The 15,532-nt window shown below is 44.3% G+C and carries 10 protein-coding genes, 1 pseudogene and 1 other annotated feature; of the genes and pseudogenes, 3 read left to right on the top strand and 8 right to left on the bottom strand.

The features are described from left to right. The first annotated feature begins 21 nt into the window (after window positions 1-21). The 3 genes from AC0MXB_RS02200 (at window position 22) to AC0MXB_RS02190 (ending at window position 3,266) form a co-directional block, all read left to right on the top strand. Window positions 22-1,497, top strand: a complete 1,476-nt coding sequence (locus AC0MXB_RS02200; protein ID WP_474037915.1) for a DASS family sodium-coupled anion symporter — start codon at window positions 22-24, stop codon at window positions 1,495-1,497. 87 nt (window positions 1,498-1,584) lie between these two features. Next, complete coding sequence (locus AC0MXB_RS02195) at window positions 1,585-1,761, top strand: hypothetical protein (RefSeq protein WP_474037914.1); 177 nt, start codon at window positions 1,585-1,587, stop codon at window positions 1,759-1,761. Window positions 1,762-1,816: 55 nt separating this feature from the next. Beyond that, window positions 1,817-2,023, top strand: a binding site (T-box leader). A 79-nt stretch (window positions 2,024-2,102) separates the two neighbouring features. Continuing rightward, window positions 2,103-3,266 (top strand): aminotransferase class I/II-fold pyridoxal phosphate-dependent enzyme, encoded by a 1,164-nt coding sequence (locus AC0MXB_RS02190; protein WP_474037913.1) that lies wholly within the window; start codon window positions 2,103-2,105, stop codon window positions 3,264-3,266. A 65-nt stretch (window positions 3,267-3,331) separates the two neighbouring features. On the opposite strand, the gene AC0MXB_RS02185 is transcribed toward AC0MXB_RS02190, so the two are convergent. The 8 genes and pseudogenes from AC0MXB_RS02185 to purF form a co-directional block, all read right to left on the bottom strand. Then, entirely contained in the window at window positions 3,332-6,256 is a 2,925-nt protein-coding gene (locus tag AC0MXB_RS02185; RefSeq protein WP_474037912.1) for an insulinase family protein, read from the bottom strand. A 163-nt stretch (window positions 6,257-6,419) separates the two neighbouring features. Further along, window positions 6,420-7,802 (bottom strand): annotated as a pseudogene (locus AC0MXB_RS02180) (amino acid permease). A 207-nt stretch (window positions 7,803-8,009) separates the two neighbouring features. Next, window positions 8,010-9,464, bottom strand: coding sequence for a nicotinate phosphoribosyltransferase (locus AC0MXB_RS02175; protein WP_474037911.1), 1,455 nt, complete (start codon window positions 9,462-9,464; stop codon window positions 8,010-8,012). Window positions 9,465-9,605: 141 nt separating this feature from the next. Further along, window positions 9,606-10,871 (bottom strand): phosphoribosylamine--glycine ligase, encoded by a 1,266-nt coding sequence (gene purD / locus AC0MXB_RS02170; protein WP_474037909.1) that lies wholly within the window; start codon window positions 10,869-10,871, stop codon window positions 9,606-9,608. A 14-nt stretch (window positions 10,872-10,885) separates the two neighbouring features. Then, window positions 10,886-12,427 carry a bifunctional phosphoribosylaminoimidazolecarboxamide formyltransferase/IMP cyclohydrolase gene (purH, locus tag AC0MXB_RS02165; protein WP_474037908.1) on the bottom strand — a complete coding sequence of 514 codons (1,542 nt, stop codon included), beginning with the start codon at window positions 12,425-12,427 and terminating at the stop codon, window positions 10,886-10,888. An 11-nt stretch (window positions 12,428-12,438) separates the two neighbouring features. Continuing rightward, a complete protein-coding gene (gene purN, locus AC0MXB_RS02160; protein ID WP_474037906.1) occupies window positions 12,439-13,041 on the bottom strand; it encodes a phosphoribosylglycinamide formyltransferase in 603 nt (200 codons plus the stop codon). Next, window positions 13,041-14,108 (bottom strand): phosphoribosylformylglycinamidine cyclo-ligase, encoded by a 1,068-nt coding sequence (purM, locus tag AC0MXB_RS02155; RefSeq protein ID WP_474037904.1) that lies wholly within the window; start codon window positions 14,106-14,108, stop codon window positions 13,041-13,043. Before purM ends, purN begins: the two co-directional genes overlap by 1 nt. Continuing rightward, complete coding sequence (purF, locus tag AC0MXB_RS02150) at window positions 14,089-15,513, bottom strand: amidophosphoribosyltransferase (RefSeq protein ID WP_474037903.1); 1,425 nt, start codon at window positions 15,511-15,513, stop codon at window positions 14,089-14,091. The genes purM and purF overlap by 20 nt, the downstream gene beginning before the upstream one ends. Window positions 15,514-15,532: the final 19 nt, after the last annotated feature.

The following is a 15,532-nucleotide window of genomic DNA, read 5'->3' as shown; positions in this document are numbered from 1 at the left end:
TAAAGGAGTGAAATCTTTCTTATGACAAATGAAGCAAAGGAATCTTTCGGGCAAAAATACGGTCTTATTATTTCTCTTCTCGCCATGGCTATCGTACTGATTATGCCTACCCCAGCAGACCTGCCCACTGCTGGTCATCGCATGCTGGCTATTCTGGTATTTTCCGTCATTGTTTGGATGACAGATGCCATTTCCTATCCGGTCAGCGGCGCTATTATTTTAAGTTTGATGGCTTTTCTATTAGGCATGGCGCCTGATCCGGCAAAGCCTGCCCTACTATTAGGAACATCCAATGCCTTAACCCTAGCGCTTGGCGGCTTCTCTAATACAGCCCTAGCCCTTGTCGGCGGCGCACTCTTTTTAGCTGCCGCGATGATGCAGACAGGCCTTGATAAACGCATCGCTCTTGTCGTTCTTTCCAAAATTGGTGCAAAAACAAACCGCGTACTTATGGGCGTAATTACGGTCGGCTTTATTCTCAGCTTCTTTGTGCCAAGTACAACAGCCCGCGTCTCCTGCCTCGTCCCTATTGTTTTAGGGATTATTACAGCTTTCGGCGTAGATCGTAAAAGCCGCTTTGCTGCGGTTATGATGATCGCCACAGCTCAGGCTGACAGCATCTGGAATGTAGGCATTAAAACAGCTGCCGCACAAAACATGATTGCTCTCGGTTTTATCGAAAAACAACTTGGCGTTTATATTTCCTGGATGGATTGGTTTCTCGCCGCAGCGCCCTTTGCGATCCTGATGTCAGCAGCGCTATACTTTGTTCTACTAAAGCTGATGCCGCCGGAAATGGAGGAAGTTCCTGGCGGTAAAGAAGCAATTGCTAAAGCGCTCGCCGATCTCGGACCAATGAGCATTGCCGAAAAAAAGCTGTTAACCATGTCGTTTGTACTGCTCTTTCTCTGGTCAACCGAAAAAATTGTCCATCCCTTTGACACATCAACTACGACTCTTGCCATCATTTCACTCATGCTCTTACCGAAAATTGGCATCATGTCCTGGAAAGAAGCGCAGGCCAGAATTCCCTGGGGTACGCTTATCCTGTTTGGTGTTGGAATTAGTTTAGGCTCTGCCTTACTTTCCACAAAAGCAGCGGCTTGGCTTGCCAAAATCATTGTGGTTCTCTTTGGTTTAAAAACAATGCCGGCTCTAATTATCTTAGCTGTGTTAGCAGCCTTTCTCATTATTATTCATCTCGGCTTTGCCAGTGCAACGGCTCTAGCTGCTGCTATGATTCCTATTATCATTTCTATTCTGCAAGGAGCAACTACGCCAGGACTCAATGTGGTTGGCTTGACCATGATCCTCCAGTATGTAGTCAGCTTTGGTTTTATTTTACCTGTGAATGCACCACAAAACATGATTGCCTATGGTACCGAAACCTTTGAGGTAAAAGATTTTATTAAGACAGGAATTCCACTGACCCTTATTGCTTATGCCATCATCATGCTCTTGGGGGCAACTTACTGGAAATGGATCGGCCTCGTGTAAAGTCAGCAAAATCAGCACTTAAGTCCTAACCTTTTTCTCCCGATATAATAAGTAGAAGGATAAAAAGTAAGCAAGGGAGTGAGTGCTATGAGAATTACGCCGATTATGCCCATTACGCCAATGGCTTCAGCTACTAAGCGAGACAACCAATTTCAAGATGGTAAATTTCGCGAACTACTGCAAAAAAGCAAACAAAGCCCGGCCAAAAATAATAGCACAAAGTCTGTAAATGCTTTTTCTGATGCTTATTCTGTAAATAAATAATTTTTTGCTGGCAATTTCAAAACTTTTGTGTTATTATACAAACAATCAAAAAAAACAAATGGCCATGACAGGAACAGTACGCTTTATGTCTTAGCTCAGAAAGCCGGATTTGATGTGAGCCGGTGTAAGATGTTCAGCCGAACGCCCTCCTGTAGCTGGTAACTTGAAATACAGTAGAGTTACCCGTTTCTTCAACGTTACTGAAGCCAAGCGAGCAATAGCTAAGTAAGGTGGTACCGCGGGATCAGTTCTCGTCCTTTTATTACAGGATGAAACTGATCCCTTTTTGTTTTTTCTATTTTGTTTATTGAATTTTCATGTTATTTGAAGGAGGATTTTTAATGAACTGGTCAAATCGTATTTCCCCTGTTGTAAACCAAGTAGCGCCTTCGGGACTCCGTAAATTTTTTGACATTGCCGCTACTATGGAAAATGTAATTTCTCTAGGCGTCGGCGAACCTGATTTTGCAACGCCAAAACATATTATCGACGCCTGCGTCACGAGCCTGCAAGCAGGGCAAACAAGTTACACATCAAATTCGGGCCTACCGGAACTCCGTCAGGAAATCGCTAACCATATTTCCGCTTGCTGTCAAGTAGACTATGATCCGGAAAATCAGATCATCGTTACAGTCGGCGTCAGCGAAGCGCTTGATTTAGCAATTCGAACGATCGTCGCCCCTGGCGATGAAGTGCTGATTCCAGAACCATGCTATGTAGCTTACCAGGCCTGCGTAACGTTTGCCGGCGGCGTCCCTGTTCCGATTGCTACCAATCCCAGTCGTGGCTTTTGTGTAACCGCTGAAGAGCTGGAAGAAAAAATCACAACCAAAACAAAAGCTATTATTTTAGGTTATCCCAATAACCCAACCGGAGCAATCATGCCCCAAGCAGAACTTAGCCGCATTGCCGCCTTAGTGGAAAAACACGATCTGCTTGTCATTTCCGATGAGCTTTACTCAGAACTGACTTATGAAGGCAGCCATGTCTGCTTTGCCGCTCTACCTGGCATGAAAGATAGAACCATTCTATTAAACGGTTTTTCTAAATCCCATGCAATGACCGGACTACGTATCGGCTATGCTTTAGGAAATGAAGATTTTATCGGCGCCATGGTAAAAATCCACCAATATACCATGCTGTGCGCTCCCGTTACCGCCCAAATTGCCGCTTTAGAAGCACTAAAGAATGGCTACAAAGAGATGCGCAAAATGATTGATCAATACAATGTACGCCGCCAGCTTATGTACAAAGGACTAACAGAAATGGGGCTGTCCTGCTTTGAACCGCAAGGCGCCTTCTATATCTTCCCTTCCATTCAAAAAACCGGTTTATCCTCGCAAGAGTTTTGCGAAAGACTGTTGCAGGAAGAGCGTCTCGCTGTAATTCCTGGCGATGCTTTCGGGGCTTGCGGCGATGGCTTTATCCGCTGCTCCTATTCCTATTCCACCGAACATTTACAGGAAGCCCTTAACCGACTGGAACGTTTTGTCTCCCGCTTTTAGACGCCAAAACCGGCAGCAGGCTTAAGCCCTGACTGCCGGTTTTCTTTCAAATCGCTCAGGCAGACTTATTCAAAAACAGAAATAAGTTCGCCGAATAATGCTTTATTTTCTTCAATTTTTTCGCTGCCGCCGAGAACACACAAATAATTTGCTCCAAAGCATTCCTTAACAAGCGGAGCAAAAGAACGGATTTCTTCTTGCGTCAGTTCTAAAATTTCTTTGCGTTCTTGTTCCCGATCGGCTTGCGTAATATGCTGCAGATAATATTCTGTCGCCTTCTCGCCTTTCATCGAAGGGGTTAAAGGTGCATCAATCCCACTCATTGTGCCGATAATATACTTCGTCATTTCCCGATCACTTACGGTAAAGCCGTTAATATAGTCGGCTGTTTCATCATAGACAGACAGGGTTTCAGCAAGATTGGGATCGCGATAAGAACCAAATGTCATGTTGCCATTTCGTTCAAACTGAGCAAAAGCGCCATAAGCGCCCCCCTGCACGCGAATGCGATTCCACAGATAATCATAGCGCATAATCGTCTCAAGCACTTTCAATCCGCCATGATAGGTATAACCTAAGCGACGGAAATTATAGGCTTTAGCTGCAAATTGAACTTTGGCTGATGTCATTAAGCCTTCATTTTTTGCACCAAAGCAAAATTCATACGACTTAGGTCCTTCACTGCTCTCTTTGAGTTCCTGCCACAAACCAGTAAAGTCTTCACAAAATTTCTGGTAGTCCTCTGCTTCAGTCGTCAGACTAATCATTAGTCCTTGCTTTGTGAAAACAAGCTCAGCCGTCTTTTTCAAATTCGCTTGAATTTCAGAAAACTTCACTTCAAAGTTATTATCAAGATCAGCTAGGAAATGATAAAAAGATAAGTAGCCTTTTTCCCTAAACTGCGATACTGGTGAAATATAAGAAAGAGCACGGCTAGACGAAATCAATTGACCCCGTTCTAAAATGACAGCAGCCATTTTCGCTTTTAATTCACCGATCAATTCTTTAAGCCGTTTGCGGTCCTCAAAGGAGCTGTGGCCAAGTATTTCACCAAGCAAGCCCATAAGTTCACCTAGTTTACTCACAAGGGCCTTCGCCTTCACTTTAAATTTCGGGTAAAGAATTCGATCATCATCTTTTTCCGAAAAAACAATGGAGGCAAAGGATACACCGCCAGTATGAATATTGAGCTCATTAGACAATTCGCCATAACTATACTTCTCTGTGCTTACTTTTCCCAGTACACTATCAAGCAAGAAGAGATAAGGCAGTTGACTTTCCGGCACAACAGCACTATCAAAATAGAGATTTACATAGGCAATCTTATTCGTAAATAACGGATGAAGTAGCAGCTTCGCTCCATTGAGATCTTTTTCGCTGAGCGGCAATTCTTCTGTTTCCCGGGAAATATCAGCAAGACTGAGCAGCGGGATTGTCTTAAGCGCTTCCGGCGAATCAGGCGCAAGCTGGCGTTCTTTCAACTTTTCCGTCTGCGCAATAATCGTTTCAAGCTCCGCCTCGCTTAAAGCGGCTTTATATTGAGCGAGCTTGTCCTTTACCGCACGGTTCACATTTTCGGCCAACCCTTTTTCTGGTTTCACTACAACCACAGCCTGATGGGTATTGCCTAACAGCTTTTCTTGAATCATCTGCTCAAAATAAGGCTGCTCAAGAGCCTGTTTTACTTTTGCCAAAGGAGCTTCAAAGGCAAGATGCACAGCAGGATCTGCGCCATAGAGCCAGCTATCCATGCATTTAATATTATAAATCAACCCTTTCGGGTAATTGCCAAAATTGGCTTCACGTAGTTGAAATTCATGAATATTGATCGATGCTTCTACTAGTTTCTTATCAAGGCCTTCTTGCGAGAGTTTCTCTAGTGTTTCGTAAACAATCTGCACAAAATCATCTTGTTGGTCTTCATTGGCGCCCCTGACGCCGATAGTAAAGACAGGCTGCAAAATACTTTGATTAAATTGACCATAAACATCTTTGCCGATTCCCGCATCAAGCAGCGCTTTTTTCAAAGGAGCTGCCGGTGTGCCGAGCAGCAAATGATTTAAAATATCAAAAGAAAGCGCCACTTCAGGATCTGTTGCCTCACCGACGACAAAACTTAGACTTAAGAACGTCTTATCAGCTTCTTTCTCACTGGGAGAAATCGGATAGGGATAGGTCGCCACATAGGTAGAATCAAAAGCTGGCTGTTTTTCAATTTCCGAATCAACCGCGATGGCCGAAAAATGACTTAGATATTCTTCGTCAATAAAACGCAGCTCTTCGGCAATATCCATCTTTCCGTACAGGAAAATATAGCTGTTCGCTGGATGATAGTATTTTTGATGGAACGCCAAAAATTGTTCCTGCGTTAAATCAGGAATAAATTCCGGATCGCCGCCTGATTCAACCCCATAGGTTGTATCAGGGAAAAGCGCTTCTTGAATTTTCCGCTCTAACACAGCATCAGGCGATGAAAAAACGCCTTTCATTTCATTATAAACAACGCCCTTATAAGTAAGTTCACTTTCCTTGGATTCTAATTCATAATGCCAGCCTTCCTGCATCATAATTTCAGGGTATTTGGCAATATTGGGATAAAAAACAGCATCAAGATAGACATCCATGAGGTTGCGGAAATCTTTGTCATTCCGGCTAGCCACAGGATACATCGTTTTGTCAGGAAAGGTCATGGCATTCAAAAAAGTATTGAGCGATCCCTTTACTAACTCAACGAAAGGCTCTTTCGTAGGAAATTTACGTGAGCCGCATAAAACCGAATGTTCTAGAATATGGGGCAAACCCGTACTATCGGTCGGCGGAGTTCTAAAGGTAATGCTGAATACTTTATTATCATCATCTGTTTCCAGATAAAATAACTGAGCGCCGCTTTTTACATGGCGATAGATTTTGGCTGTACCATTTACTTCAGCGACTGGCTTGCTTTCTTCCATAATAAAGCCGTGAAGCAAATCTTTTGATTTTGTCTGCATATAGCGTTAACCTCTTCCTTAAAAGATTTGTAGTCCCTGCACATTATTCCTATGCAAATATCATTATTCTTATTCGTTCCGCTGGGCAAAGTTTCCTGCGTAGTGACAGATAGCAAAAAGGGAAAGCTGCTGCTTTCCCTTTTGTAAGTAAAGTTTTAGAAAATCATCCTTTATTATACTGCTTTTGTCGCGCTCTTTCGCCCATGCCCAAAATATAATAACTGGCGATTACAATGACGCAAAAAACAGCGCCGACAATCAGCGAAAGCTGCGTATCTTCATTAAACCACATGCCAATCAGCACAAAGATCAAGAACACTACCGTAATATAGTTGCTAATCGGATAAAGCGGTGACGTGAACGGATGGCTTTTCATCTCATTTGCCCATTTTTTCCGAAACTTCATCTGACTAATTGCCAGTACAAACCAAGGAATCATACCTGGTAGTACGCTAGCACTATAAATATACAAAAATAATTTTGATTGCGGCATTAAATAATTCAATAAAACGCCGAATAATAGGCACACAATCGTTACAGCAACACTATTACTGGGTACGCCGCTCTTAGAAATTTTGCCAAAAAAAGCGGGTGCTTGTCCATTTTCCGCCAACGTATAGAGCATCCGACCAGCACTATAAATACCACTGTTACAGCCTGATAACGCTGCTGTCAGCACAACAAAGTTAATAATGCCAGCTGCCGCCGTCACGCCAACTTTAGCAAAAGTCATCACAAAAGGACTGCCGATTGTGCCAATTTGATTCCAGGGATAAATTGTAACAATAACAAAAATGGCGCCAATGTAAAAAATCAAAATACGCCAAATAATATTCTTAGTGGCGCGGCGTAATGTATTTTGCGGATCTTGCGCTTCCCCTGCCGTAATCCCGACTAGCTCGACCCCTTGATAAGCCGCCGTTACCAAACAAAGCGCAAACAAGAATCCTTCCCAACCGCCAGCAAAAAAGCCGCCTTGACTATAAAGATTTTCTAAACCAATCGGCTGGCCCATATTGCCAAAACCAAAGAAGATCATGCCAACGCCAATAACGAGCATCACTACAATTGTTGCAACCTTTATCAGCGCAAACCAAAATTCGAATTCACCGTAATATTTTACTTATGCCAAGTTGGCGGAAGCGACTAAGGCAACGCCGGCAAGCGCGGGTAGCCACTGTGGCAAATCAGGCAGCCAATACTTCACATAAATTCCAATAGCCGTTACCTCGGACATCCCGACAGTAACCCATAGAAACCAATAACACCAAGCAGTCAAGTAGCCAACTAAGGGGTGAATATACTTATGCCCATAGGTAGCAAACGAACCAGTAACAGGCTCTAAAAACAGCATTTCTCCCATAATTCTCATCACAAAGAACATGACAAGTCCGGCTAAGGCATAAGCCAGCAGCACTGATGGTCCTGCCCACTTAATCGTACTGGCTGATCCCATAAATAGACCAACGCCAATGGTTCCGCCTAGAGCAATCAATTCAATATGCCTTGCTTTGAGACCTCTAGTTAGTTGTTGTTGTTCACTCATACAAAATCCCCTTCTGCCTTGGCAGACATTCTGCCGCAAAGTCTTTTCTTTTAGGTATATCCGATTTTACAAGATATATCCTATTTCTATGATCTGACAGGACTGTCACGGCGAAAGAGACTCCACTCCTACTTACAAGTATACTCTCCATAAAAAAAGACACCTATTTCGGTGTCTTTTGCTGCATTCTTATAACATTTACGTTAATTATTTAATTGTATGAGTCAACAGCAAATCTTCTTTCATATCCCAAAGCGATTTTGATAAATCAACATAATAAGGATGAGGATTCGTAAACCGCAAAACCTCTTCCCAGATTGTAGCAATTTCTTGTTCACGATACGCTCGAATATCATCTAACGAAGGCTGTGCATAAACACATTCACCAGCCTTAAAAATCGGTACAAGTAAGGGCTTAGCTGTAAAAGAACTCACTATTTTGCGTTTCCAAGTGAATTCTGGATGGAAGATTTCATAAGGCTTCTGATCATCAATCACTTCTTCAAACAATGTAATTACATCAGCCACAGCTTTCCCCGTAGCATTTTCATAAAGACGCCACACCTGCTTATGACCTGGATTCGTGATTTTCTCAACATTTTCACTCAGTTTAATTTTAGGAATAAGCTCTCCTGAAATTTCAATCGCTGCCAGCTTATAAACGCCGCCAAATACCGGATCAGACTTTGCTGTGATTAATCGTTCACCAACGCCAAAGGCATCGAGTTTGGCTCCCTGGGTCAAGATATCTTGAATAATAAATTCATCAAGTGAATTAGACGCCACGATCTTACAATCCGTAAAGCCAGCCTCATCAAGCATTTTACGGGCTTGCCGCGACAGATAGGCAATATCACCGCTATCAATCCGAATTCCGCCGGGACGAATTCCTTTCGGCAGTAATTCCTCACGGAAAATGCGAATAGCATTGGGAATCCCTGATTTTAGCACATTATAAGTATCTACAAGGAGAGTACAATTTTTCGGATAAATCCGAGCATACTCACGAAATGCTTCCAATTCTGAAGAAAACATTTGTACCCAACTATGAGCCATCGTTCCTAATGCCGGAATCCCATAATCTTTATCAGCAGCCGTACAAGCAGTGCCCACCGCGCCGCCAATATAAGCCGCCCTAGCGCCAAGTACGGCGCCATGAGCGCCTTGGGCGCGCCGTGTGCCAAACTCCATCACCGGCCGACTTCCTGCCGCCCGGACAATACGATTTGTCTTCGTCGCAATCAAAGTTTGATGATTGATTGTCAACAATACTAAGGTTTCAATAAGCTGCGCTTGGAGCGCCGGTCCTCGTACCGTAATAATCGGCTCATAAGGAAACACAGGCGTACCTTCCGGTATAGCCCAGACATCACAGGAGAATTTAAAATCTGCTAAGTACTGCAAAAAGACTTCGCTAAAGATCTGCCGTGACCGAAGATAGGCAATATCGTCTTCATCAAAGTGTAGATCTTTCAATTCGTCAATTAATTGCTCTACGCCAGCCATAATGGCAACACCGCCATCATCAGGTACGCGGCGAAAAAACATATCAAAATAAGCGATTTGATCAGCGAGCCCGCTTTTTAAGTAGCCATTCGCCATTGTCAATTCATAAAAGTCATTTACCATTGCCATGTTGAGTTGTTTTGTCACCTGTAACACTCCCTCACCTAGAAGCCTAAAACAGAACAATCTGTATTATAAAATTATAAACTTTTTTCACTTTACTCTTATCACCTTATTACGTTCCCAGGCAATGGTCAAGCTTTTTTTACAAAAAAAGACGGCAAAAGCCGTCTTCCGTTAACGAGGTAAGGCTTTTGCCGCAATATCGGTGCGATAGTGAGCATCTTTAAAATGAACTTTATTGACTTCTTTATAGACTTGATTTACCGCTTCCTGTAAGTTAGCAGCCAGAGCTGTTATACCAAGAACTCGCCCGCCTGCCGTAACAAGCTTGCCTTCTTTCACTGCAGTTCCGGCATGGAATGCATAAGTTTCCGGCAAAAGCTTCTCAAGCCCCATAATTTCGCAACCGCTGCGATACGATCCCGGATAACCGCCTGAAGCAAGTACTACACAGACGCAAGCGCCATCTTTCCATTCCACCTTGAATTCCTCAAGCGTCCCTTGCGTACAATGCTCCATAACCGTCACAATATCGGATTCTAATAGGGGCAATACCACTTGTGTTTCCGGATCGCCGAACCGAGCATTGAATTCAATGACTTTAGGGCCTTCCGCTGTAATAATCAGCCCCGCATAGAGGCAACCCACATAAGGACGCCCTTCCTTCGCCATTGCCGCAATAACCGGCTTTAAGATCTTAGTCATAATTTCTTCTTTAAGGCTGTCCGTAATAATTGGCGCTGGCGCATAGGTGCCCATTCCACCCGTATTAGGCCCTTGATCTTTATCATAGACCCGTTTATGATCTTGAGCAGCCACCATAGGTTGAATCGTTTTGCCATCAGTAAAGGTAAGAACCGAAGCTTCTTCGCCGAACAAGCACTCCTCAATTACTACAGTCGAACCTGCGGCGCCAAACTCCTGAGCGTCAAGCATCGAATCCACAGCCGCTTCCGCTTCCGCGACAGTTTGTGCTACAATAACGCCTTTGCCTGCTGCTAAACCATCAGCCTTTACGACAATAGGTGCACCTTCAGCGCGAATATAGGCCTTAGCAGCTTCCTTTTCCGTAAAGACAGCGTATTTTGCTGTAGGAATCTGATACTTCTTCATCAATGCTTTGGCATAAGCCTTGGAAGATTCAATTTCCGCCGCTAGTTTAGTCGGACCAAAAACAGCCAGTCCCTTAGCGGTAAATTCATCGACAAGACCTGCCGCTAATACATTTTCCGGACCTACGACAGTGAGGTCAATTTTATGGTCAATAGCAAACTGAGAAAGAGCCGCTACATCCGTTGCCGTAAGGGCGACGCATTCCGCCTTCTCACCCATGCCAGGATTCCCGGGGATTGCATAAATTTTTGATACTCTAGGGCTTTGGCTGATTGCCTCAACAAGAGCATGCTCTCTGCCGCCGCTACCGATTACGAGAATACGCACACCATCACTCCCTATTAATGTTTAAAATGACGAACGCCGGTAAAGACCATAGCAATGCCATGCTCATTCGCCGCATCAATCGATTCTTGGTCACGAACGGAACCGCCAGGTTGAATAATCGCTTTAATACCAGCTTTTGCTGCTGTATCTATAGAGTCGCGGAACGGAAAGAAAGCGTCAGAAGCAAGAACAGCATCTTCGCTATTAGCCCCAGCTTGCTTTAAAGCAATTTCTACAGATCCAACACGATTCATTTGACCAGCGCCAACGCCGAAAGTCTGGAAATCGCCTGCTACGACAATCGCATTGGATTTTACATGTTTTACAACTTTCCAAGCAAAGAGCAATTGTTCCCATTCTTCTTCGGTAGGAGCCTTTTTCGTCACAACAGTCATGCTGTCAAGACTATCTACGCCACGATCTGCTGCTTGCAGTAACAGCCCGCCTGATACTTTTTTCATATCCAGGGCATGTTCCGTAGCTGTTAACAATGGTGCTGAGAGCAGACGGAGATTTTTCTTTGCTGTTAAAACAGCTAACGCTTCTTCGTCAAAATCAGGAGCAATCACTGCTTCCATAAACGTTCGAGTAATGAGTTCCGCTGTTTCTTTATCCACGGTGCGATTTAAGGCGATAATGCCGCCAAAAGCTGACGTAGGATCTGACACATAGGCTTTATGATACGCATCGCTGATCGATGCGCCGACACCGGTGCCGCAAGGATTGGTATGCTTAATAATCGCTGCAGCCGGTTGGGAGAAATCACTGACAATGGCATAGGCAGCTTCTACATCGACAATATTATTGAAGGAAAGTTCTTTTCCATGCAGTTGTTTTGCCGAAGCGATGCCTGTTTTTGTATACTTTTCGCGATAAAAAGCAGCATTTTGATGAGGATTTTCCCCATAGCGCAAATCCTGCACTTTTTCATAAACAGTCTGAACTTCTTCAGGGAACAAACCTTCACCAAGTTGACTAGCCAGATAAGAGGATATGCAGGCATCATAAGCGCCAGTATGCGCATAGGCTTCCCGCGAAAGGGCCATCCGAGTCTTATCAGCTACAACGCCATCGGCCTTTAGCTCAGCGATTACCTGCTCATAACGATCTGGATTTACAACAACAGCTACATCATGGAAGTTCTTTGCTGCTGCCCGAATCATGGCGGGTCCGCCAATATCAATGTTCTCAACAGCTTCTTCTAAGGTAACGCCGTCCTTCGCAATGGTCTGACGGAAAGGATACAAATTTACTACCACAAGATCAATGGGTTCAATCCCATGCTCTTTCATGGCTGCCTGATGGGCTTCATTATCACGGATCGCCAAAATGCCGCCATGAATATAAGGATGCAGCGTCTTTACTCGACCATCCATCATTTCCGGAAAACGAGTAATATCGCTTACATAAGTAACAGGAATATCAGCCGCTTTAATGGTTTTCATCGTGCCGCCTGTAGAAATAATTTTAATGCCTAGTTCATGAAGCTGACGGGCAAACTCCACAACGCCCGTTTTATCTGATACGCTAATTAATGCTTGCTTTACTTTTGCCATAGTCTTCTCTCCTATTTCTCTTGCAGGGTTTTTCTTCCCGTAAGAGAGATTTTTCCTTGCGCACACAACGCGATAGCTGCGGGATATAACTTATGTTCCTGCTCTAAAATCCGCGCTGCCAAAGTCTCTTCCGTATCCTCATCGAGAACCGGAACCGCTTGCTGCATAATAACCGGACCGGAATCCATCCCTTCATCGACAAAATGGACTGTACAGCCTGAGACTTTAACACCATAGTCAAGCGCTTGCTGCTGAGGATGAAGTCCCGGAAAAGAAGGAAGCAATGATGGATGAATATTAAGTACACGACCAGGAAAACGGCTTAAAAAAGCACCGCCTAAGAGTCGCATAAAACCAGCTAGAACGACTAGGTCTACTTTATATTCAGCTAATTTTTCTGCTAGAGCAATTTCAAAAGCTTGTTTACTGTCATAAGCGCTACGTTCCATTAACAAGCAGGGAATTTCCCCAGTTCTTTCTCTAACGCCAGCCTGACTCTGGTCGGTAATTACAACAGCGATTTCGGCCGGGACTTGTCCCGCCGAAATCGCTTCTTGAATTGCCACAAAATTACTTCCCCGGCCAGAGGCTAAAATACCGAGCCGAAAAGCCATTAGAAAGAGCCTCCTGTCAGGATCGTTTCCTGATCGCCGGAAACAATTTCTCCGATTTTATAAGCAGCTTCGCCTGCTGCCGCTAGCGAAGCAATTACAGCATCCGCTTCGTCTTGCGGTACCACGAAAACCATGCCAATTCCCATATTAAAGGTCCGATACATTTCCTTATCAGCCACATTGCCCCATTTTTGCAGACATTCAAAAATGGGCAGCTTCGGCCAGGAGTCTACAGCTACTTTCGCGGCACAGCCTTTTGGTAAAACACGAGGAATATTATCATAGAACCCGCCGCCAGTAATATGAACCATGCCGCGAATCGTAAACTTATTAAAGAGCGGCAAACAAACCTTCGGATAAAGCCGTGTCGGCGTAAGCAATTCTTCGCCTAGCGGTTTGCCAAGTTCCGGCACAACTTCTTTAAGATCAAAACCTTTGATATCCAGACAAATTTTCCGAACAAGCGAAAAACCGTTAGAATGAACGCCAGTCGACGGCAAACCGATCATAACATCGCCGGGCTGAATGGTCTCGCCAGTAATCAGTTTCTGTCTATCAACTATGCCCACGGAAAAACCAGCTAAGTCATACTCGCCGTCAGGATAAAAACCAGACATTTCGGCGGTTTCACCGCCAATTAGCGCACAGCCTGATTCTTTACAAGCTTTGGCTACACCACTGACGATCGTAGCAACTTTTTCTGATTCTAAGGTTCCTACGGCTAAATAATCGAGGAAAAATAAGGGTTCCGCCCCTTGTACCAGAATGTCATTGACGCACATAGCCACAGCATCTTGACCGATTGTATCATGTTTATCAAGCATAAAAGCCAGTTTCAATTTTGTGCCTACGCCATCAGTACCTGACACAAGAATCGGTTCTTCATACCGACCGCTTAACGCAAATAAACCGCCAAAGCCGCCGATGTCTCCCATGACTTCCGGACGGTAGGTGGAACGAACATGTTCCTTCATGAGTTCTACAGCTTTATTGCCCTCATCAATATTCACACCTGAGTCTTTGTAGGTTACAGAAGCCGCCGTTGGCTCAGTTTTGTTCGAAGACATATTTATTTCCCTCACATTCTTTTTCGCCTGGTATACAAGATGGATACTTTCCGTTAAAGCAAGCATAGCACATATCACTTGGCGGTACCTGAGAAATCGCTTCATGAAGACCTTCTATCGACAAGTAGTGAAGCGAATCAGCACCGATATAGTCTCTGGTTTCTTCTACTGTTTTCGTTGCCGCAATCAGTTCTTTCCGTACTGACGTATCAATCCCATAGAAGCAAGGATCCGTAATCGGCGGCGAGCTAACACACATATGAACTTCCTTAGCGCCAGCTTCCTTCAGCATTTTTACAATTTTTCCGCTTGTTGTACCCCGCACGATCGAATCATCAACCATAATGATTGATTTTCCTGCCACGACAGAACGAACGGCATTTAATTTCAGCTTTACACTCTTCTCGCGTTTTTTCTGTTCTGGCTGAATAAAGGTACGGCCAATATAACGATTTTTGATGAGCCCTTCGGCAAAGGGAATGCCTGATTCAGCCGAAAAACCTAAAGCAGCTGTCGTACCAGAGTCTGGTACAGATATCACAATATCGGCCTTAAATTTGCTTTCCTTCGCCAACTGACGTCCCATAGCTAGTCTCGCTTGATAAACGCTTTGTCCATCAATAGAACTATCAGAACGGGCAAAATAAATATATTCAAAGACACACAAGGCTTTCTTCTTTTTCACTGGAAGCTGATAAGTTTTTACGCCGCTGTCATCGATCACAACCATTTCGCCTGGTTCAATATCACGAATGAAGTCAGCATCGACTGTATCAAGTGCACAGGACTCGGAAGCAACGACATAGCCTTCGTGGAGTTTACCTAAGCAAAGCGGACGATAGCCTTGGGGATCGCGAACGCCAATCAGTTTGTCCTTCGTCATAATAACAAGACAATAAGCGCCCTCGATTTTGACCAGACTTTCTAAGATCTTCTCTTCGATTGTTTCTTTGGTTGACCGGGCAATTAAGTTTACAATAACTTCACTGTCCATAGTGGTCTGAAAAACACTGCCAGCCGCTTCTAACTGTTGCCGCACGGAACCAGCATTTGTCAGATTGCCATTATGAGCCAAACTCATTTGACCACCGGCAAAGCTAACCATGAGCGGTTGCGTATTGACAAGCATGCTCGAACCTGTTGTGGAATAACGCACATGACCGATAGCAAGGTGGGCCGGCTGAGTCGGCACGCCGTTACGAAACACGTGGCTGACAAGCCCCATTCCTTTCATAACGTCCATATGATGTCCGTCACTAACGGTAATACCAGCGCTTTCTTGGCCGCGGTGCTGCAGTGAGTAAAGTCCCCAGAAGGTCGTTTCTGCTACATAATCCTGTCGGGAAAAAACGCCAAAGACGCCGCACTCTTCATGGAACTTATCATCTAAAATCTTACAGGTCATAGAGAGCCTCCTTTTTTTC

The sequence above is a fragment of the Pelorhabdus sp. sgz311001 genome, from assembly GCF_055901755.1.
This window is presented reverse-complemented; position numbering and strand designations above follow the sequence as displayed.